Source organism: Pseudomonas sp. GW821-FHT09H03 (assembly GCF_059415945.1).
In genome coordinates this window covers 94,690-114,716 of record NZ_JBWKOF010000019.1, presented here as the reverse complement: position 1 = coordinate 114,716, position 20,027 = coordinate 94,690, and the positions used below count along the sequence as shown (strand labels likewise).

The 20,027-nt window shown below is 58.4% G+C and carries 18 protein-coding genes; 2 read left to right on the top strand and 16 right to left on the bottom strand.

All coding sequences use genetic code 11. The features are described 5' to 3' along the window. Positions 1-446 precede the first annotated feature (446 nt). The 14 genes from AC07OG_RS23300 to flhA all read right to left on the bottom strand — a co-directional run bounded on the left by AC07OG_RS23300 (position 447) and on the right by flhA (position 14,948). Positions 447-839: a DUF2802 domain-containing protein gene (locus tag AC07OG_RS23300; protein ID WP_495068201.1), complete on the bottom strand. Its 393-nt coding sequence runs from the start codon at positions 837-839 to the stop codon at positions 447-449. Then, on the bottom strand, positions 840-1,325 hold the full coding sequence (locus AC07OG_RS23295) for a chemotaxis protein CheW (RefSeq protein WP_060541431.1): 486 nt from the start codon (positions 1,323-1,325) through the stop codon (positions 840-842). 82 nt (positions 1,326-1,407) lie between these two features. Then, positions 1,408-2,358 carry a CheW domain-containing protein gene (locus AC07OG_RS23290; RefSeq protein ID WP_495068200.1) on the bottom strand — a complete coding sequence of 317 codons (951 nt, stop codon included), beginning with the start codon at positions 2,356-2,358 and terminating at the stop codon, positions 1,408-1,410. A gap of 141 nt (positions 2,359-2,499) precedes the next feature. Further along, positions 2,500-3,288, bottom strand: a complete 789-nt coding sequence (locus AC07OG_RS23285) for a ParA family protein (RefSeq protein ID WP_060541429.1) — start codon at positions 3,286-3,288, stop codon at positions 2,500-2,502. Positions 3,289-3,331: 43 nt separating this feature from the next. Next, positions 3,332-4,222: a flagellar motor protein MotD gene (gene motD / locus AC07OG_RS23280; RefSeq protein WP_060541428.1), complete on the bottom strand. Its 891-nt coding sequence runs from the start codon at positions 4,220-4,222 to the stop codon at positions 3,332-3,334. A gap of 12 nt (positions 4,223-4,234) precedes the next feature. Continuing rightward, entirely contained in the window at positions 4,235-4,975 is a 741-nt protein-coding gene (locus tag AC07OG_RS23275; protein WP_060541427.1) for a flagellar motor protein, read from the bottom strand. Then, positions 4,975-6,105 carry a protein-glutamate methylesterase/protein-glutamine glutaminase gene (locus tag AC07OG_RS23270; protein WP_218425175.1) on the bottom strand — a complete coding sequence of 377 codons (1,131 nt, stop codon included), beginning with the start codon at positions 6,103-6,105 and terminating at the stop codon, positions 4,975-4,977. The genes AC07OG_RS23275 and AC07OG_RS23270 overlap by 1 nt, the downstream gene beginning before the upstream one ends. A gap of 49 nt (positions 6,106-6,154) precedes the next feature. Then, positions 6,155-8,401, bottom strand: coding sequence for a chemotaxis protein CheA (locus AC07OG_RS23265; protein WP_495068199.1), 2,247 nt, complete (start codon positions 8,399-8,401; stop codon positions 6,155-6,157). A gap of 47 nt (positions 8,402-8,448) precedes the next feature. After that, positions 8,449-9,237 (bottom strand): protein phosphatase CheZ, encoded by a 789-nt coding sequence (locus tag AC07OG_RS23260; protein WP_060541424.1) that lies wholly within the window; start codon positions 9,235-9,237, stop codon positions 8,449-8,451. A gap of 21 nt (positions 9,238-9,258) precedes the next feature. Then, on the bottom strand, positions 9,259-9,630 hold the full coding sequence (locus AC07OG_RS23255; RefSeq protein WP_003183998.1) for a chemotaxis response regulator CheY: 372 nt from the start codon (positions 9,628-9,630) through the stop codon (positions 9,259-9,261). 167 nt (positions 9,631-9,797) lie between these two features. Beyond that, complete coding sequence (gene fliA / locus AC07OG_RS23250) at positions 9,798-10,538, bottom strand: RNA polymerase sigma factor FliA (RefSeq protein WP_007894214.1); 741 nt, start codon at positions 10,536-10,538, stop codon at positions 9,798-9,800. After that, positions 10,535-11,365, bottom strand: a complete 831-nt coding sequence (gene fleN / locus AC07OG_RS23245) for a flagellar synthesis regulator FleN (protein WP_060541423.1) — start codon at positions 11,363-11,365, stop codon at positions 10,535-10,537. The genes fliA and fleN overlap by 4 nt, the downstream gene beginning before the upstream one ends. A 116-nt stretch (positions 11,366-11,481) precedes the next feature. Continuing rightward, positions 11,482-12,807 (bottom strand): flagellar biosynthesis GTPase FlhF, encoded by a 1,326-nt coding sequence (flhF, locus tag AC07OG_RS23240; protein ID WP_495068198.1) that lies wholly within the window; start codon positions 12,805-12,807, stop codon positions 11,482-11,484. An 11-nt stretch (positions 12,808-12,818) separates the two neighbouring features. Continuing rightward, a complete protein-coding gene (gene flhA, locus AC07OG_RS23235) occupies positions 12,819-14,948 on the bottom strand; it encodes a flagellar biosynthesis protein FlhA (protein ID WP_060541421.1) in 2,130 nt (709 codons plus the stop codon). 223 nt (positions 14,949-15,171) lie between these two features. Between flhA and AC07OG_RS23230 the strand changes: the two genes are divergently transcribed. Next, a complete protein-coding gene (locus AC07OG_RS23230; RefSeq protein ID WP_495068197.1) occupies positions 15,172-16,218 on the top strand; it encodes an RHS repeat-associated core domain-containing protein in 1,047 nt (348 codons plus the stop codon). An 82-nt stretch (positions 16,219-16,300) separates the two neighbouring features. On the opposite strand, the gene AC07OG_RS23225 is transcribed toward AC07OG_RS23230, so the two are convergent. Continuing rightward, positions 16,301-17,371, bottom strand: a complete 1,071-nt coding sequence (locus tag AC07OG_RS23225; protein WP_495068196.1) for an RHS repeat-associated core domain-containing protein — start codon at positions 17,369-17,371, stop codon at positions 16,301-16,303. 274 nt (positions 17,372-17,645) lie between these two features. On the opposite strand from AC07OG_RS23225, the gene AC07OG_RS23220 reads away from it, so the two are divergent. Beyond that, entirely contained in the window at positions 17,646-18,740 is a 1,095-nt protein-coding gene (locus AC07OG_RS23220) for an RHS repeat-associated core domain-containing protein (RefSeq protein ID WP_495068195.1), read from the top strand. A 146-nt stretch (positions 18,741-18,886) separates the two neighbouring features. Here the strand turns inward: AC07OG_RS23220 and flhB are convergent, their stop codons facing one another. After that, positions 18,887-20,026 (bottom strand): flagellar biosynthesis protein FlhB, encoded by a 1,140-nt coding sequence (gene flhB, locus AC07OG_RS23215; protein WP_495068194.1) that lies wholly within the window; start codon positions 20,024-20,026, stop codon positions 18,887-18,889. Position 20,027: the final 1 nt, after the last annotated feature.

Below are 20,027 nucleotides of genomic sequence, written 5' to 3'. Positions count from 1 at the left end.
CCGCGTTTCTCCAGAAGGCCCGCGTCATCGTTAACGTCCATCGCGAGCATGCTCGCTCCTACAGATTTCTATCAGTGCTTGTGCAACTTGCTCATCAACTGCGCCTCCCACAGCTAATCTGCGGTGAACACATGTTCTGTGCCGGACATAGAACCACTATAGGGGCGAGCATGCTCGCGATGGCGGTATGAGCGCCGTGTTTCTCCAGGAAGCCCGCGTCATCGTTAACGTCCATCGCGAGCAGGCTCGCTCCTACAGATTTCTATCAGTGCTTGTGCAACTTGCTCATCAACTGCGCCTCCACAGGTAATCTGCGGTGAACACATGTTCTGTGCCGGACATAGAACCACTGTAGGAGCGAGCACGCTCGCGATGGAGGTATGAGCGCCGCTTTTCTCCAGGAGACCCGCGTCATCGTTAACGTCCATCGCGAGCAGGCATTTCTATCAGTTCTTGTGCAACTTGCTCATCAACTCCGCCTCAGCCTGGGTCAAGCCACAGGACTGAGTCAGTTCATCAACGCTGGCGCCCATGCCGACCAGCCGCGCCGCCTGGGCGAACGACAGGCTGGTTGGGTCGCGCTGTTCCAGCTGGGCCAGCTTGTCCGGCAGCGGCGCGACGATCGAGCGCAGTTCGTGCAGGTCTTCGCCCATGCGCACATTGCCGTTCTGATAATCGTCAACGCGCTTGGCCAGGTCCTTGATGCGCTGTTCGCGCAGCACATCGCCCTTGGTCTGTTGTGCGGCAATCAGTTTCTGCGCGCGAATGTACGCCAGGAACATTGCCAGGGTGCCTGCCCAGAACAGGAACAGGACAATGACCGCAACCTCGAGAATCAATCAGATGTTCTCCAGTTCCGACCATTCTTCTTCGCTCATCATTTTGTCGAGTTCGACCAGGATGAGCAGTTCGTTGTTCTTGTTGCACACGCCTTGAATGAACTTGGCGGACTCTTCGTTACCGACGTTCGGCGCGGTCTCGATTTCCGACTGCCGCAGGTAAACCACCTCGGCCACGCTGTCGACCATGATCCCGACCACTTGCTTGTCGGCTTCGATGATGACGATACGGGTGTTGTCGCTGATCTCGGCATTCATCAGGCCGAAGCGCTGGCGGGTGTCGATCACGGTGACGACGTTGCCGCGCAGGTTGATGATGCCCAGCACGTAGCTCGGGGCACCGGGAACCGGGGCGATTTCGGTGTAACGCAGCACTTCCTGGACGCGCATCACGTTGATGCCGTAGGTCTCGTTGTCCAGCTTGAAGGTGACCCATTGCAGGATCGGATCTTCGGAACCCTTTGCCGCCGTTGCCTTGTCGTTCATACCCTGCCCCCTCAAAAAACCGCCCTGGCGGTGTGTGTTCCGTGCGACGCCATCGAGTGGCGTCGCTAGTCTGTTATTCGGCTTATGTGTGCTTGTGGATCGGCTTGACGCCGGCCATTTGCTTTGCCCCGCCGCTGGCGATCAATTCGGCCAGCGAGGCGACATCAAGCAAAGCGCACATGTGTTCGATCACCGTGCCGGCCAGCCATGGCCGCTGACCTCGATGACTTCTCCATTTGATTTCGTTCGGGTCCAGGCGCAATGAGCGGCTGACCTGATGCACCGCCAGACCCCACTCGTAGCCCTGGACCGAAATGACGTATTGCAGGCCCTGCCTGAAATCGTCGCGGTATCGATCCGGCATGACCCAACGCGCGGTATCCAGCACCTTCAGGTTGCCGGCCTGACTGGGCAGGATGCCCAGGAACCACTCCGGCTGGCCGAACAACGGCGTGAGCTCTTGGCCGGCCAGGGAATAGATCGATCCCAGGCACACCAACGGCACCGCCAGGGTCAACCCGGCAACATCGAACAGCAGGCATTCGAAAGGCTCTGCCGCCCAGGCCGGACGACCGTCGGTTTGCACAGGTGGCGGCGTGTTGCCCGGTGGCAGATGCACTTCGACCACCGGTGGTACCAGGGCCTGGGGCTCCTCGACCGAAGATTCCACGAGGGCTTGCGGCACTTCGACCACCGGCGCCACTAGCGCTTGCAGCAGCGGCGCGATGGTCGAAACCGGTGCCAGAACGGGAGATGCAGTTTCGGTCACTACCGGCTTGGCCACAGGAACTGCAGAAGCAACGTGCGGTACGGCGACTGCAACTTTCTGTGCGTCACGTGCCTGTTCTTCGAGTACGGCGGCCTGGAATTCATCCAGTACGCCCTGCTCTTCGATAGCCTTGACCGCGTCGACGACTTCCTCGACCACGGGGAGCGCTTCGAACGCCTCCAGGGTTGCGTCTTGCAGCAGATTGTCCAGATAAGACTGCAACGCCAGTTGCGGGCGCGATGTCGTGTTGACCAGTCGACTCATGAGCGCTCACCTGCAGAAGCGACGGAGCGACGATTCCACTTGCTCGCGAAACACTCCCGGAAAACGCGATCATTCAGACAGCCCGCGCTATCGTTGTCGTCCATCGCGAGCAAGCTTGCTCCTACAAAAGCCGAGGTCATCTCAGGCCACCTGCGGGACAAGTTGTGCGGTCAGCAGATGCTTGAGAAGCGCACGGTATGCGAGGACGCCACGGCTCTTGCCGTCGAACTGCGAAGGCGTGAGCCCGGCCCGGCTGGCGTCGCGCAGCCGCGTGTCCACGGGGATGTAGCCCTGCCAGATTTCTTCCGGGAACTTGTCGCGCAATACCCGCAGCGTCCCGAGGGAGGCTTGCGTGCGGCGGTCGAACAAGGTTGGAATGATGGTGAACGGCAACGCCTGTTTGCGTGACCGGTTGATCATCGCCAGGGTGTTGACCATGCGCTCCAGGCCTTTGACCGCCAGGTGTTCGGTCTGCACCGGGATCACCAGTTGCTGGCTCGCCGCCAGGGCATTGACCATCAACACACCGAGCAAGGGCGGGCTGTCGATCACCGCGTAATCGAAGTCCTGCCACAGCTGCGCCAGACTCTTGGCAATCACCAGCCCCAGACCACTCTGGCCCGGCGACTGACGTTCAAGGGTGGCCAGGGCGGTACTGGACGGCAACAGGGAGATGCGCTTGTCGCTGGTCGACAGCAGCAACTGGCCGGGCAAGCCTTGGGGCACGCTGCCCTTATGCAAAAACAGATCGTAGTTACTGTGTTCCAGACTGTCCGGATCGTAACCGAAATAGCTGGTCATGGAGCCGTGGGGGTCGAGGTCGACGACGACCACGCGCTTGCCCGCTTCGGCCAGCAAACCGGCTAAGGCGATAGAGGAAGTGGTTTTACCAACACCACCCTTTTGATTGGCGACTGCCCAGACTCTCATTCGGATTGTTCCTCCCGGCCCAATGAACCAACCGAGAAATAGCTCAACGTGTTAATGCGGGTGACGGAGAATTGACGGCACTCTCTCGTACCGGCGCCTTGGCCGGGGTCGGTGCAGTTTGTGTGCCAGCACGCTTCAATGCCGCATCCGGTTGCGCATGAGCGGTGCCGGTGCCCGTCAGGCTGCGGCGCACATCAAGGTTGCGCGACACCACCAACACCACCCGGCGGTTGCGTGCGCGACCTTCGGCGGTCGCGTTATTGGCCACCGGCTGGAATTGACCGTAACCCACGGAGGCCAGGCGACCGGGGTTCACCCCCTGCATCGCGAGCATGCGCACGATGCTTGCAGAACGGGCCGACGACAGCTCCCAGTTGGTCGGGTATTGCGCGGTGCGGATCGGTTGATCGTCAGTAAAGCCTTCGACGTGAATCGGGTTGTCGAAGGGTTTCAGGATCGCCGCCACCTTGTCGATGATATTGAATGCAATGTCGCTGGGCATGGCGTCGCCGCTGCCGAACAACAGGCTGGAATTGAGCTCGATCTCGACCCACAACTCATTGCCGCGCACGGTCATCTGATTGGAACTGATCAGGTCACCGAAGGCCGCACTGATGTCGTCGGCGATGCTTTTGAGCGGATCGCTGGCACCGGCGACGCCGGCATCGACCTGCTCACTGTCCTTGACCAGGGGCTTGGCCGGGGTCACGGTCTTGGGCCGCTCTTCGCCGATCGGGATCGGCTTGAGGGCGCTGTCGTTATCGGCGAAGACCCCGATCAACGCCTCGGAGATAATCTTGTACTTGCCTTCGTTGATCGACGAGATGGAGTACATCACCACGAAAAAGGCGAACAGCAAGGTGATGAAGTCGGCATAGGAAACCAGCCAACGTTCATGGTTTACATGTTCTTCATGCTGGCGACGACGGGCCATGAGGTTATTCCCTTAATCCATGAAGCCCTGGAGCTTCAACTCAATGGAGCGAGGGTTTTCACCTTCGGCGATCGACAGGATCCCTTCCAGCAACATTTCGCGATAACGTGACTGGCGCAAAGCGATGGATTTGAGCTTGGCGGCGATGGGCAGCAGCACCAGGTTGGCACTGGCCACACCGTAGATGGTAGCGACGAAGGCCACGGCAATGCCGTTACCCAATTGTGACGGATCGCCCAGGTTACCCATGACGTGAATCAGGCCCATCACCGCGCCGATAATACCGATGGTCGGCGCGTAGCCGCCCATGCTCTCGAAGACTTTGGCAGCTTCGATATCGCGGCTTTCCTGGGTGTAGAAATCAACCTCCAGAATACTGCGGATCGCTTCCGGCTCGGCACCGTCAACCAGCAGTTGCAGGCCTTTGCGCGCGTAGCTGTCGGGCTCGGCATCGGCCACACCTTCAAGGCCGAGCAAGCCTTCCTTGCGGGCGGTCAGGCTCCAGTTCACCACGCGATCGATGCCACCGGCCAGATCGACACGGGGCGGGAACAGAATCCACGCCAGAATCTGCATGGCGCGCTTGAACGCGCTCATCGGCGATTGCAGCAATGCCGCACCAATGGTCCCGCCGAGCACGATCAGCGCAGCCGGGCCGTTGGCCAGTGCGCCGAGGTGGCCGCCTTCGAGATAGTTACCGCCGATGATGGCGACGAACGCCATGATGATGCCAATCAGGCTTAGAACATCCATTAGATACACGCCTCGGCCAAATGCCTGCCAATGTCGTCCAGGCTGTACACCGCGTCGGCGAGTTCAGCTTTGACGATGGCCATCGGCATGCCATAGATCACACAACTTGCTTCGTCCTGGGCCCATACAGCACTGCCAGCCTGCTTGAGCAGGCGAGCGCCTTCGCGACCGTCGGCGCCCATGCCGGTCAGCACCACCGCCAGAACTTTGTCGCCGTACGACTTGGCCGCGGAACCGAAGGTGATGTCCACGCACGGCTTGTAGTTGAGTCGGTCGTCGCCCGGGAGGATTTTCACCGCGCCCCGGCCGTCGATCATCAATTGCTTGCCGCCCGGTGCCAACAGCGCCAGGCCCGGACGCAGAATGTCGCCGTCTTCGGCTTCCTTGACGCTGATATGGCAGAGTTTGTCCAGACGCTCGGCAAACGCCTTGGTGAAGGCCGCCGGCATGTGCTGAACCAGCACGATCGGCGCCGGAAAGCTGGCCGGCAACTGGGTCAGGACGCGCTGCAGGGCAACCGGGCCGCCGGTGGAGGTACCGATGGCAACCAGTTTGTAGGCTTTACGCTTGGGTGCCGGTGACGAATGACTGGCGGCTGGCACACGGGCCGGGATCGGAGCCGGGGCCGGTCGCACGGGCGCGTTGCTGGCATAGCTGCCGATGCTCGAAGACGCAGTTGTCGGGGCAGGTGCAGCGACAGGAGCCGGGGCGCTGTAGGAGCGGACAGGACGGTTACTGCGCGAGATGCTGAGAATCTTCTCGCACAACAGTTGCTTGACCTTCTCGGGGTTGCGCGAAATGTCTTCGAAATTCTTCGGCAGGAAGTCCACCGCACCGGCGTCCAGAGCATCAAGGGTGACGCGAGCACCTTCGTGAGTCAGCGAGGAAAACATCAGGACCGGCGTCGGGCAGCGCTGCATGATATGCCGCACTGCCGTGATGCCGTCCATCATTGGCATTTCGTAGTCCATGGTGATCACGTCGGGCTTGAGCGCCAGCGCCTGGTCGATCGCATCTTTGCCGTTGGTCGCCGTGCCGACAACCTGGATGTTCGAATCCGCCGAAAGAATTTCCGAGACGCGGCGGCGGAAAAACCCCGAATCGTCCACCACCAGGACCTTGACTGCCATAAACACTCCGTTAGACAGAGCGAGGCTCAGTCGCCCCGCTCCACCAGAATCAAATACGCCGTGTGGCGTAACGCTTGAGCATGCTCGGTACGTCGAGAATCAGCGCGATGCGGCCGTCACCGGTAATGGTGGCGCCGGACATGCCCGGGGTTCCCTGGAGCATCTTGCCCAAAGGCTTGATGACCACCTCTTCCTGGCCCACCAGTTGATCGACGACAAAGCCGATCCGCTGGGTGCCCACCGAAAGGATCACCACATGGCCTTCACGCTGCTCTTCGTGAGCGGCGGATCTGACCAGCCAGCGCTTGAGGTAGAACAATGGCAGTGCCTTGTCCCGCACGATCACCACTTCCTGGCCGTCCACCACGTTGGTGGTCGACAGGTCGAGGTGGAAAATCTCGTTGACGTTCACCAGCGGGAACGCAAACGCCTGGTTGCCTAGCATGACCATCAGGGTCGGCATGATCGCCAGGGTCAACGGCACCTTGATGACGATCTTCGAACCCTGACCCTTGGCCGAGTAGATGTTGATCGAACCGTTGAGCTGGGAGATCTTGGTTTTCACCACGTCCATGCCCACGCCACGCCCGGACACGTCGGAGATCTCGGTCTTGGTCGAAAAGCCCGGGGCGAAAATCAGGTTGTAGCACTCGGTGTCGCTCAGGCGGTCGGCGGCATCCTTGTCCATCACTCCGCGCTTGACCGCGATGGAGCGCAGGACGTTCGGGTCCATGCCCTTGCCGTCATCGGAGATCGACAACAGGATGTGATCGCCTTCCTGTTCTGCCGCCAGGATCACCTTGCCACCCCGGGATTTGCCCGAGGCTTCGCGTTCTTCCGGTGACTCGATGCCGTGGTCGACCGCGTTGCGCACCAAGTGCACCAGCGGGTCGGCCAGGGCCTCGACGAGGTTCTTGTCGAGGTCGGTTTCTTCGCCCACCAGCTCCAGGTTGATCTCTTTCTTGAGCTGGCGAGCCAGGTCGCGAACCAGCCGCGGGAAGCGCCCGAAAACCTTCTTGATCGGTTGCATCCGGGTCTTCATCACCGCGGTCTGCAGGTCGGCCGTGACCACGTCGAGGTTCGATACGGCCTTGGACATGGCCTCATCGGCACTGTTGGCACCCAGACGAACCAGACGGTTACGCACCAGCACCAACTCGCCGACCATGTTCATGATTTCGTCGAGTCGCGCGGTATCCACGCGTACGGTGGTCTCGGCTTCGCTGGCTGGCTTTTCCACTGGCGCCGCAGCGGCGGCACGAGCTGGAGCCAGTGCAGCGGCAGGCGCTGGCACTTTTGCTTCGGGCGCCTTGGCAACCGGTTTGGCTGCCACGGCCTTAACGACGGAAGTCGCAACGGCGGCATTGCCGCCATCCAGCGCCGTGGCGGTACCGACTTCGCTGAATTTGCCTTTGCCGTGCAATTCGTCGAGCAGCGCTTCGAACTCGTGATCGGAAATCAGATCGCTGCCGGCCGCCGCTGCAGTCGGCGCCGCGGGTGCAGGCACCGCAGCAATGGCCGACTCCAGGGCCTCGACAGCAAAATTACCCTTGCCATGCAACTGGTCCAGCAGTGCTTCAAATTCGTCGTCAGTAATATCGGAACTGTCGCCCGCCGCTTTCGGCGCCTCTGGCGCTGCCGCAGTCGGGACCAGCGCATCAACGGCAAACTGGCCCTTGCCGTGCAGTTGATCGAGCAACGACTCGAACTCGGCATCGGTGATTTCATCGCTGCCGGCAGCGGCGCTGACCGGCGCAGGAACAGGTGCCGGCGCCTCGGCCTGAGCCTTGACGGCGTTCAGCGAGTCCAGCAGTTGTTCGAATTCATTGTCGGTGATATCGCCCGTTTCGGCTTCAGCCAAAGGCGTTTCAACCACTGCAGTGACAGCAGCCACTTCGTCAGCCGATTGCGGCTCGGCCAGGCGGGCCAGTGCCGCAAGCAATTGTGGTGTGGCAGCGGTGATCGGGCTGCGCTCGCGGACTTCGCTGAACATGCCGTTGACCGCGTCCAGCGCTTCGAGAACCACGTCCATCAGTTCCGAGTCGACGCGACGCTCACCCTTGCGCAGGATGTCGAACACGTTCTCGGCGATGTGGCAGCACTCCACCAGTTCGTTGAGCTGGAGGAACCCGGCGCCCCCCTTTACAGTGTGGAAACCGCGAAAAATTGCATTGAGCAAGTCAGCATCATCAGGTCGGCTTTCCAGCTCGACCAGCTGTTCGGACAGCTGCTCCAGAATCTCGCCAGCCTCCACCAGGAAATCCTGAAGGATCTCTTCATCGGCGCCGAAGCTCATGTATGGGGTGCTCCTAACAGGTCTAAAAACCTAAAAAACCTAAAATTTCAAAACCCTAGGCTGGATAGCAAATCGTCCACATCGTCCTGACCGGACACAACGTCTTCTCTTTTATCGGCATGAATCTGCGGACCTTCACCCTGAGAGAGATGTTTTTGTGGATCTTTTTCGGCAAGCATCGCTTCACGGTCATGCTCGATGCCCGCAAAGCGGTCCACCTGGCTGGCCATGAGCACGAGCTTGAGCAGGTTGCTTTCAACTTCGGTGACCAGTGTGGTCACACGTTTGATCACCTGACCGGTGAGGTCCTGATAGTCCTGAGCAAGCAGGATGTCATTCAGGTTGCTCGACACCGCACGATTGTCCGTGCAGCTGCGCGCCAGGAAGCCATCGACTCGCCGCGCCAATGCACGGAACTCCTCAGCCCCGACTTCACGGCGCATGAAGCGTCCCCAGTCGGTGCTCAAGGCCTGGGCCTCATCAGCCAGGCTGTTGACCAGTGGCGTGGCGCTTTCCACCAGATCCATGGTGCGGTTGGCTGCGGCCTCGGTCAGCTTGACCACATAACCCAGACGCTCGGTGGCGTCGGTGATCTGCGAGACCTCCTTGGCCTGCGGCATGTTCGGGTCAATCTGGAAATTGACGATGGCGCTATGCAGTTCGCGGGTGAGCTTGCCCACTTCCTGATACAGGCCGCGGTCACGGGTCTGGTTGAGCTCATGGATCAATTGCACCGCTTCGCCGAACTTGCCTTTCTCAAGGCTCGCGACCAGTTCGACGGCGTGTTTTTTCAGGGTCGATTCAAAATCGCCCAATGAAGACTCGTTATTGCCCATAGCTCCCCCGTGGCGCGCTCATCAACCGATGCGTTCGAAAATCTTCTCGATTTTTTCTTTCAACGCTTGGGCCGTGAAGGGTTTGACCACATAGCCGTTGACGCCGGCCTGGGCCGCTTCGATGATCTGCTCGCGCTTGGCTTCAGCGGTCACCATCAGCACCGGCAAGTGCTTGAGCTTTTCATCGGCGCGCACGTGACGCAACAGATCGATACCGGTCATGCCAGGCATGTTCCAGTCCGTTACCAGAAAGTCGATACTTCCGCTGTTGAGCACCGGAATGGCAGTGGTGCCATCGTCGGCCTCGACGGTGTTGGTGAACCCAAGGTCACGCAGCAGGTTCTTGATGATCCGCCGCATCGTTGAGAAGTCATCAACGATGAGGATTTTCATGTTCTTGTCCAATTCGACCTCCAAGCAGTCTTAAACGCGCCCAGCACCTGGACGCGCCATTTCAATCAATCCGGCAAAGCACTCGATGACTGTCTGGAGCACAACAGATCGCGACCGGTGCCGTTCAAATCCGCACCAGTCTCGTTCGCAGTGTCCCCACACTGCCTTCAGCGCGCTCGCCACTCCCCCAAACGCCCCCGCAAACGGGCCGCGCACTGGCTGTGTAACTGGCTGACCCGAGATTCGCTGACCCCCAGGACCTCTCCGATTTCCTTGAGGTTCAGTTCTTCGTCGTAGTACAGCGCCAACACCAGTCGCTCACGCTCCGGCAAATTGGCAATCGCGTCCGCCAGCGCTGCCTGGAAGCGTTCATCTTCCAGATCGCGTGACGGCTCCAGATGAGCACTCGCGCCATCCTCGTGCAGCCCTTCGTGTTCGCCGTCCTGCAACAGATCGTCGAAACTGAATAACCGGCTGCCCAGGGTGTCGTTCAAAATCCCGTAATAATCGTCGAGACTCAATTGGAGTTCGGCCGCAACCTCGTGATCTTTAGCGTCACGGCCGGTTTTAGCTTCAATCGAGCGAATTGCGTCGCTGACCATGCGGGTATTGCGGTGGACCGAACGTGGCGCCCAGTCCCCCTTGCGCACTTCATCGAGCATCGCGCCGCGGATTCGAATGCCCGCGTACGTTTCGAAGCTCGCGCCTTTGCTGGCGTCGTATTTGGTTGAAACTTCGAGCAGGCCGATCATCCCGGCCTGGATCAGGTCTTCGACCTGGACACTGGCCGGCAGACGCGCCAGCAAGTGGTAAGCAATGCGTTTGACCAGCGGCGCGTAACGCTCGATCAGCTCGTACTGCGCGTCACGCGCCGACTTCTTGTAAAGGTTGTAACCGCTGGCTGTCATAGAACCGGACCTGCGGTTTGCTGCACCAGACGCTCGACAAAAAACTCAAGATGCCCACGGGGGTTGGCAGGCAGCGGCCAGGCATCGACCTTCTGCGCGATCGCCTTGAACGCCAGCGAACACTTGGAACGCGGGAACGCTTCGTAGACCGCACGCTGCTTCTGCACAGCCTTGCGCACGCTTTCGTCGTAGGGCACCGCGCCGACGTATTGCAAGGCAACGTCGAGGAAGCGATCGGTGACCTTGGTCAACTTGGCGAACAGGTTGCGCCCTTCCTGCGGACTCTGGGCCATGTTGGCCAGGACGCGGAAGCGGTTCATGCCGTAGTCGCGATTGAGCAACTTGATCAAGGCGTAGGCGTCGGTGATCGAGGTCGGCTCGTCGCAGACCACCAGCAACACTTCCTGGGCTGCGCGAACGAAACTGACCACCGACTCACCAATGCCCGCAGCGGTGTCGATCACCAGTACGTCGAGGTTGTCGCCGATATCACTGAAGGCCTGGATCAGGCCGGCGTGTTGCGCGGGGCTCAGATGCACCATGCTCTGAGTGCCGGATGCGGCCGGAACGATACGGATGCCGCCGGGGCCCTGCAGCAGTACATCGCGCAGTTCGCAGCGGCCTTCGATCACGTCGGCCAGGGTACGTTTGGGTGTCAGCCCCAGCAGGACGTCAACGTTCGCCAGGCCCAGGTCGGCGTCCAGCAACATAACGCGCCGGCCAAGTTCAGCCAAAGCCAGGGACAAGTTCACTGACACGTTAGTTTTCCCGACGCCACCTTTGCCGCCGGTCACCGCGATCACCTGTACAGGATGCATGCTGCCCATGTTATTTCACTACCTTGTCTTGCATAGACGGAGGCCACATTACTGGCTGCGCGTTCGCAAACGGAACAATGCATGGCAGACCATCGATGTAGGTACAAAATCTATTCATTATTACCTCAGCCAACCTGCTTGGTCGGACTGTGGTAGATATCAGCGAACATGTCAGCCATGGCTTCTTCGCTGGGCTCTTCCTGCATTTGCACACTGACGGCGCGGCTGACCAACTGGTGACGACGGGGCAGATGCAAATCATCCGGGATCCGCGGTCCATCAGTCAGGTAAGCCACCGGCAGCTCATGGCCGATCGCCAGGCTCAACACCTCGCCCAGGCTCGCCGTCTCATCCAGTTTAGTCAGAATGCAGCCAGCAAGCCCACAGCGCTTGTAACTGTGATAAGCGGCAGTTAGAACCTGTTTCTGGCTGGTGGTTGCCAGAACCAGATAATTTTTTGAACGGATGCCGCGACCGGCCAGACTTTCGAGCTGCATGCGCAACGCCGGATCGCTGGCCTGCAGGCCGGCGGTATCGATCAACACCACCCGTTTGCGCAGCAACGGCTCCAGCGCCTGCACCAGGGATTGGCCCGGATCGACGTGGGTCACCGACACATTGAGGATGCGTCCGAGGGTCTTGAGCTGCTCCTGGGCACCGATGCGGAAACTGTCCATGCTGACCAGCGCGATGTTCTGCGCGCCGTACTTGAGCACATAACGCGCCGCCAGCTTGGCCAGGGTGGTGGTCTTGCCCATGCCGGCAGGACCCACCATGGCGATCACACCGCCCTCTTCCAGAGGTTCGACTTCCGGGGTGACGATCATCCGCGCCAGGTGCGCCAGCAACATGCGCCAGGCCTGACGCGGCTCCTCGATATCCGTAATCAGCCCCAGCAGGTCGCGTGACAACGGGCCGGACAGGCCGATGCGTTGCAGGCGACGCCAGAGGTTGGCTTGATCCGGACGGCTGCCTTGCAGTTGATTCCAGGCCAGGGAGCCGAGTTGGACTTCCATCAGTTCGCGCAGGCTGTTGAGTTCAAAACGCATGGAGTCGAGCGCACGAGGATCGACACCTGCCGCCACAGCCGGGGCCGGAGCGGGACGCCGCGGCTCGGCCAGGGTCGGTTCGATCAGCGGCTCGGCGGCTGTCAGGGGCAGGCCGGCGAACAACTGGCGATTGGTTGCATTGTCGCTCTCGCCTTCGCCACGCAGGCTCAGTTCGGCCTGGGCGGTAACGATCCGCGACTGGGTCTTGCGCAGCTCGTCTTCGAGTTCCATGTTCGGAACACGAGGCGCCAGCGCCGACAATTTGTAATCGAGCGCAGCCGTCAGCTCGACACCACCGGCGATCCGGCGGTTGCCAATGATGGCGGCATCAGCGCCCAGCTCATCACGAACCAGCTTCATGGCCTGACGCATATCGGCGGCGAAAAAACGCTTAACTTGCATAAACCACTACCTCAGCCGTTGGGGCCTACTGTCGCAACGATGGTCACTTGCTTGTTGTCAGGAATTTCCTGGTAAGCCAACACATGCAAACCCGGGACTGCCAGTCGGCCGAATCGCGAGAGCATCGCGCGAACCGGACCGGCTACCAGCAGAATCACCGGCTGACCTTGCATCTCCTGACGCTGTGCCGCATCGATCAACGAGCGCTGCAGCTTTTCAGCCATGCTCGGCTCCAGCAGAACACCCTCTTCTGAGCCCTGCCCTGCCTTCTGCAGACTATTGAGCAATATTTGTTCCAACCTTGGCTCCAGGGTGATCACAGGCAGCTCGGAGTCAGTGCCTACAATGCTTTGCACGATTGCACGGGACACGCCGACGCGCACGGCGGCCACCAAAGCGGCAGTATCTTGACTCTTGGCGGCGTTGTTAGCGATGGCTTCGGCAATGCTGCGAATGTCGCGCACCGGCACCTGCTCGGCCAGCAACGCCTGCAGAACCTTGAGCAGTTGCGACAACGAAACCACACCCGGAACCAGCTCTTCGGCGAGTTTTGGCGAGCTTTTTGCCAGCAATTGCATGAGTTGCTGCACTTCTTCGTGACCGATCAGTTCACTGGAGTGCTTGTACAGAATCTGGTTCAAGTGGGTGGCCACGACCGTGCTGGCGTCGACCACGGTGTAACCCAAGGATTGCGCCTGTGCCCGCTGACTGATTTCGATCCAGACCGCCTCCAGGCCAAAAGCCGGATCTTTGGCGGTTATGCCATTGAGCGAGCCGTAGACTTGCCCCGGGTTGATGGCCAATTCGCGGTCAGGGTAAATCTCTGCTTCAGCGAGAATCACCCCCATCAAAGTCAGGCGATAGGCGCTTGGCGCCAGGTCGAGGTTGTCGCGGATGTGCACGGTCGGCATCAAAAAGCCCAGATCCTGGGACAGCTTCTTGCGCACCCCCTTGATCCGCGCCAGCAACTGGCCGCCCTGGTTGCGGTCCACCAGCGGAATCAGGCGATAACCGACTTCCAGGCCAATCATGTCGATCGGCGTGACGTCGTCCCAGCCAAGCTCCTTGGTTTCCATGGCGCGGGCCGGTGATGGCAGCAGCTCCTGCTGGCGCTTGACCTCCTGCAGTGCCTGAACCTTCACCGCATTCTGCTTTTTCCAGAACAGGTAAGCGCCACCGGCTGCGAGGGCGGCCATGGTCAGGAAGGAGAAATGCGGCATGCCGGGCACCAGGCCCATGACGGCCATCAAGCCGGCCGCCACTGCCAGCGCCTTGGGCGAGGCGAACATCTGCCGATTGATCTGTTTGCCCATGTCTTCCGAACCGGAAGCACGGGTCACCATGATCGCCGCCGCGGTCGATAACAACAGTGATGGTAATTGCGCCACCAAACCGTCACCGATGGTCAACAGCGCGTACACCCGACCGGCATCGCCGAAGCTCATGCCGTGCTGGAAAATCCCGACCGCCATGCCACCAATCAGGTTGATGAACAGAATCAACAGGCCGGCGATGGCGTCACCGCGAACGAACTTGCTGGCACCGTCCATCGAACCGTAGAACTCGGCCTCCTGGGCGACTTCCGAGCGACGGGCCTTGGCCTGGGCCTGATCGATCAATCCGGCGTTGAGGTCGGCATCGATTGCCATCTGCTTGCCGGGCATCGCATCGAGGGTAAAACGCGCGCTTACCTCGGAAATCCGCCCGGCACCCTTGGTCACCACGACGAAGTTGATGATCATCAGGATCGCGAAGACCACGATACCCACCACGTAGTTGCCGCCGATGACTACCTCACCGAAAGCCTGGATCACCTTGCCCGCGGCGGCGTGGCCGTCCTGCCCGTGGAGCATCACCACTCGCGTGGAGGCCACGTTCAACGCCAGCCGCAGCAACGTCGCCACCAGCAGAATGGTCGGGAACACCGCGAAATCCAGCGGACGCAAGGCGTACACGCAGACCAGCAGCACGACGATGGACAGGGCAATGTTGAACGTGAAGAACACGTCCAGCAGGAACGGCGGCACCGGCAACATCATCATCGCCAGCATGACCAGCAGCAACAACGGCACGCCCAGATTGCCACGACTCAAATCGGCAACGTTCGTGCGGGCTGTGTTGATTAACTGAGAGCGATCCACCGGTATTCCCCGTTCCTTTAAAGCAAACTTTTGACGCCTGAAGCGGGCGCAGGGCGGCTACTGCAAGAAGCCTTCCAACTTTGGCGGGAGGTTGAAATGGAGGTTTTTTGCAGAAAAAAAGATCGCAGCTTTCGGCGGCGAGACTATCAGTTCTGCTAGTACCCAATCCCAACTCAACGCTCAATACTGAACACCCGCACTTCGGCCCCTCGGAGCACTCACCATGCGATCACAACCTACCACCCTGCTGTGCCGTTATGGCTACGACCCTCTTGATCGACTCACCAGTCACACGCTGGTGAACACCCTTGAGCGCCAGCGCTTTTACTGCAAAAGCCTACTGGCCACCGAGATACAGGGTGCGATGCGCTATTCGATCTTCCAGCATGGTGACCAGCTCCTGGCTCAACAGCAAAGCGAAGGTAATGCCCGCGATACCACGCTACTGGCCGCCGATCAGCAGCGTTCGGTGCTGCATGCGGTCAAAACCAATCATCCACGACAACCCATTGCCTACTCGCCCTACGGAAACCGGCCCGCTGAAAACGGGTTACTCAGCCTGCTCGGTTTCAACGGCGAACGGCCGGATCCGGTGACTGGGTGTTATTTGCTGGGGAATGGGTATCGGGCGTTTAATCCGGTGTTGATGCGATTTAATAGTCCGGACAGTTGGAGTCCGTTTGGGAGTGGGGGATTGAACTCATATGCGTATTGTCTCGGGGATCCGATCAACCATCACGATCAAAATGGGCACGTCTCGCATCCGTTCAGGACTGCTATCAAAAACTATTCATATGAATTAATTCTTAATAAAATACAAAAACGCCAATCAAATATACCTGGAAAACTATTCCATAAAAAAGCGGCCGCCGAGACGCACGTCCTCCAAGAAATTGACACCTTAATAAATGAAAGCGGCTTATTGGAAAAAGTCGGAAAAATCTCTGGCGATATCAAGCCGTTAAGATTTACAGCAGCGGAAAAACTTTCCACAGCCCGATATTTCGAGCATAAAAATGGGGGAATACCATTCGACAAAAATGGTATCCCAAACCCAAAAGCTCCCATAACAATGACTAATGCGCAAGGTCAGGAAACATTACGCACCGACTTCTTCGACGATAGTTTAAGTTATTTTCATCATCAAGCCCAAGGTAACGGATCAGAACATTACAAAAAAATGATGAGTGAAGCAGCAGGCAAGACAATAATCAGAAGAGCACAATACATACGAGATCATGCGCTTCGAAATATTAAACCCCTTGGATAAATGGGGACTCGCTGCCCCCTTCCTGCTGCGCCCTTTCTGTTCTGCTGTCTTCGTTCTGACTTACGGCGCGCACACGCCCTCGCTACTTGCGGATAAATTTTACGTCGCCGCTGCTAAAACTATTGCTGCGTGAAGATGAAGCACTATTGATATTAGTGGCACTGAGACGAGCACTATTTAAATCTGTGCCCCTAGGCGATAATGGTGGTATAGCGCTTTGACCAACAGTGGGACCATTGGAAAACTTTACGGAACGGGAATGCGCATTGATCGTAACTTGTGGACCTGTCTGAGGAGAAGTAGACACGACAGAGGAAACATTTAAGTGACTGTAATCAGGTTTTGGCATAAATAGAGCCACATCATACGGAGGGGGTGGACCGCTCCCTGCAATACTGTTGGAACGAGATTCCCGGAGGGGACGGTTCCCGGCACTATTGATGCCAAGAGATCTGACTGGCCCACGAAACAACCCTATCGTCGCCGCAGCGACACCAAACGCTGCGGCGATCCACCCAGCCGTTTTGACAGTTGGATTGTCAATAATCGTCCCTACCACGGAAGTCACCACGCCAGCCGCAGCAACACTAACCCCACCCAGCAGCAGGACAAACAGGGCAGAGTGCCCAGTCGGGTCACTCCGATTGATTGGATCTGCGCCACAGTACGTATACGCGTTGAAGCCCCCCTTCCCAAACGGACTCATACTGTCCGGACTGTTAAACCGCATCAGCACCGGGTTGAACTGGCGATAGCCGTTACCCAAATGATAATGCCTGGTCACAGGGTCCGGCCGCTCACCATTGAAGCCAGGAATACTGGGCAAACTGACACCACCAAGTCGATGGCCGTAGGGTGTGTAAGCAAAGGGGTACAGCCGATTTGCGTCGAGCGCGCGCAACACCGAACGTTGTTGGTCCGTCGCCAGCAGCGTGGCGACAACCTTCCCGCCTTCGCACTGCTGTTGCGCCAATAGCTGTTCGTCGTACTGCACAATACTGCGTTGTACCGCGGATTGTATTTCGCTGCTCAGGCGCTTCTGGCAGTAATAGCTCTGTATGGCAGCCTGTTGAAAGGGTGTGCATTCGACCTGGCGATCAAGCGCGTCGTACCGATATCTGCCCAATGGGGTACCACGAGTTGAGGTAGGCATTGACTGCTCCGTGCATGATCCAAATACGAGCCTTGAGCATCTTTCTTTTTTCAGTCGTTGCCTACTATCAGAACTGTTAGTATTTTGACCTGGAAATGTGTGGAAATGGGGACAGATTTATTTAAGAGAAAATAAATCGGCCCGCATTCTGGTCGTCGGCGAAGCAGATAATCGAACAAGTCTGCAGCGGCAAGACTATCAGTTCTGCTAGTACCCAACTCCACCGCATCGATCAATACTGAGTGCCAGCATTTCGGCCCTCGGACCACTCACCATGCCATCGCAACCGCCACCCCTGCTTTGCCGTTATGGCCATGACCCCCTTGATCGACTCATCAGCCAAACACTGCTGAACACCCCTGCACGCCATCGTTTCTACTGCAAAAGCAGGCTGGTGACCGAGATACAAGGTGCGATGCACTGTTCGATCGTCCAACACGGTGACCAGTTGTTAGCGCAACAACAAAACGAGGCTGGTGCAATCGACACCTCACTACTGGCTACCGACCTGCAGCGTTCGGTGCTGCGAACGCTCAAGGGCAATCACCCACGACAATCCATTGCGTATTTGCCTTATGGCCATCGTCCCTTTGCGAGCGGAATACTCAGCCTGCTCGGCTTCAACGGCGAACGGACAGATCCGGTGACCGGGCATTATTTATTGGGGAATGGGTATCGGGCGTTTAATCCGGTGTTGATGCGGTTTAATAGCCCCGACAGCCTGAGTCCGTTTGGGGAGGGTGGACTAAATGCATATGCGTATTGCGCGGGTAACCCTATTAATACGGCGGACCCAACAGGTCACTCGCCCACAACTTTACAGACCATCAGTAATGCTCTCATCTTCAAGCTATCTGGAACAAAAGGCCTTAAACCAACACTAAAGGCTCTTGAACGTACATACATAAAGGCGGGTGGTGAGGCGAGTATCATTGCGGAGGCAGCAAAGCGCAGCCTAACGCCCAAAGCTTATTTAGTTGAAAAAACTGTAGCCAGCAGACTAGAAAAAATTGATAAACACTTTAAGCACTTTGTAAACTTCAAAGAAAACCTAACTAGCACAGACCAAATAAGCACATTAACAACTCTTACAAGAGACAAAATCTCCAAGCACGTCAATATCATGACAAACATCAAGAACCATTCCAACACATCAATAAGCAAAAGCCTGGATAAGGATGTAAGTTCAAAACTAATGCTTACCGATAGATTTGGGAGCACAGAATCCTCGCGAATCGGCCAAGAAAGGATGCGCACTTTTCACCAGAAAAAAATCGTTCACCCCCCTGACGAACAACTCGATTACTTAGACGTAATTTTTACCGACCATAGATTTCGAAGTGCTTATTTTAGCGAAATAAGAAAGTGACACTTTATCGCAAACAGGCCAACTCGAATATGGAGAGCAACAACGAAAATAGAGGGATTTTCAGGGATGTGTTTCGCCTGAACCGGCCTCATCGCGGGCAAGCCACGCTCCCACAAGTGTCGTGATCGTTTGACTGGGCCGGCTTATCAGGAATCGCGCCACAGATCCGGCGGAATCGGCAAATCATCCTTCAACGGGTCCGGACGCTTGCCCTTGCCCGCGCGGTACTGGCGAATCTGATAGACGTAAGCCAGCACCTGAGCGACAGCCAGGTACAGCCCGCCCGGGATTTCCTGCTCAAGCTCGGTCGAGTAATAAATCGACCGCGCCAGCGCCGGCGATTCCAGCAGCAGGATCTCGTTGGCCGCCGCAATCTCACGAATCTTCAGGGCCAGGAAGTCGCTGCCCTTGGCGATCAGCATGGGCGCCCCGCTCTTGTCCGGGTCGTACTTGAGGGCCACGGCGTAGTGGGTCGGGTTGGTGATGACCACGTCAGCCTCGGGAATCGCCGCCATCATCCGCCGTTGGGACATCTCGCGCTGCAACTGGCGGATCCGTTGCTTGACCTCCGGTCTCCCTTCCTGATCCTTGTGTTCGTCGCGCACTTCCTGCTTGGTCATCAGCAGTTTCTTGTGGCTTTCCCACAGCTGCACCGGCACATCCACGGCGGCGATGATGATCAGCCCGCAGGCCATCCACAAGGTGCTCCAGCCCACCAGCTGCAGGCTGTGAATGACCGCCAGCTCCAAAGGCTCATGGGCGATGCGCAGCAGGTCGTCGATGTCTGAGGACAAGACTGCCAGGGCCACGAACAACACGATGAAAAACTTCGCCAATGCCTTGAGCAGTTCCACCAGCGCCTTGGCCGAAAACATCCGTTTCAGGCCGGGGCCGGGGTTCATGCGGCTGAATTTGGGGGCCATGGTGCCCGCCGAGAACAGCCAGCCACCCAGTGCGATAGGCCCGATCAGCGCCGCCAGCAACAAGGGAATCATCACCGGCTGAATGGCCAGCAAGGCAATCTGCCCCGAATGCAGCAGGTAAGTGCCCATGGAGCGCTCATCCAGAATGACTTCGCGGGACAACGAGAAATTCAGGCGCATGAGCTCCATCATGTCCTGGGCCAGTGCGCCGCCGAACACCAGCAGCGCGCCCGCGCCGGCGAGCATGACCGCCAGAGTGTTGAGCTCCTTGGAACGGGCAATCTCACCCTTCTCACGGGCGTCCTTTTTCTTTTTGTCCGTGGGGTCTTCTGTTTTGTCCTGACCGCTCTCGCTCTCAGCCATG

Bases quoted from the DNA above. Each gene is read 5' to 3' on its own strand.
- AC07OG_RS23295 (WP_060541431.1), bottom strand. From the start codon at position 1,325: ATGAACGACAAGGCAACGGCGGCAAAGGGTTCCGAAGATCCGATCCTG.
- AC07OG_RS23290 (WP_495068200.1), bottom strand. From the start codon at position 2,358: ATGAGTCGACTGGTCAACACGACATCGCGCCCGCAACTGGCGTTGCAG.
- AC07OG_RS23285 (WP_060541429.1), bottom strand. From the start codon at position 3,288: ATGAGAGTCTGGGCAGTCGCCAATCAAAAGGGTGGTGTTGGTAAAACC.
- motD (WP_060541428.1), bottom strand. From the start codon at position 4,222: ATGGCCCGTCGTCGCCAGCATGAAGAACATGTAAACCATGAACGTTGG.
- AC07OG_RS23275 (WP_060541427.1), bottom strand. From the start codon at position 4,975: ATGGATGTTCTAAGCCTGATTGGCATCATCATGGCGTTCGTCGCCATC.
- AC07OG_RS23270 (WP_218425175.1), bottom strand. From the start codon at position 6,105: ATGGCAGTCAAGGTCCTGGTGGTGGACGATTCGGGGTTTTTCCGCCGC.
- AC07OG_RS23265 (WP_495068199.1), bottom strand. From the start codon at position 8,401: ATGAGCTTCGGCGCCGATGAAGAGATCCTTCAGGATTTCCTGGTGGAG.
- AC07OG_RS23260 (WP_060541424.1), bottom strand. From the start codon at position 9,237: ATGGGCAATAACGAGTCTTCATTGGGCGATTTTGAATCGACCCTGAAA.
- AC07OG_RS23255 (WP_003183998.1), bottom strand. From the start codon at position 9,630: ATGAAAATCCTCATCGTTGATGACTTCTCAACGATGCGGCGGATCATC.
- fliA (WP_007894214.1), bottom strand. From the start codon at position 10,538: ATGACAGCCAGCGGTTACAACCTTTACAAGAAGTCGGCGCGTGACGCG.
- fleN (WP_060541423.1), bottom strand. From the start codon at position 11,365: ATGGGCAGCATGCATCCTGTACAGGTGATCGCGGTGACCGGCGGCAAA.
- flhF (WP_495068198.1), bottom strand. From the start codon at position 12,807: ATGCAAGTTAAGCGTTTTTTCGCCGCCGATATGCGTCAGGCCATGAAG.
- AC07OG_RS23230 (WP_495068197.1), top strand. From the start codon at position 15,172: ATGCGATCACAACCTACCACCCTGCTGTGCCGTTATGGCTACGACCCT.
- AC07OG_RS23225 (WP_495068196.1), bottom strand. From the start codon at position 17,371: ATGCCTACCTCAACTCGTGGTACCCCATTGGGCAGATATCGGTACGAC.
- AC07OG_RS23220 (WP_495068195.1), top strand. From the start codon at position 17,646: ATGCCATCGCAACCGCCACCCCTGCTTTGCCGTTATGGCCATGACCCC.
- flhB (WP_495068194.1), bottom strand. From the start codon at position 20,026: ATGGCTGAGAGCGAGAGCGGTCAGGACAAAACAGAAGACCCCACGGAC.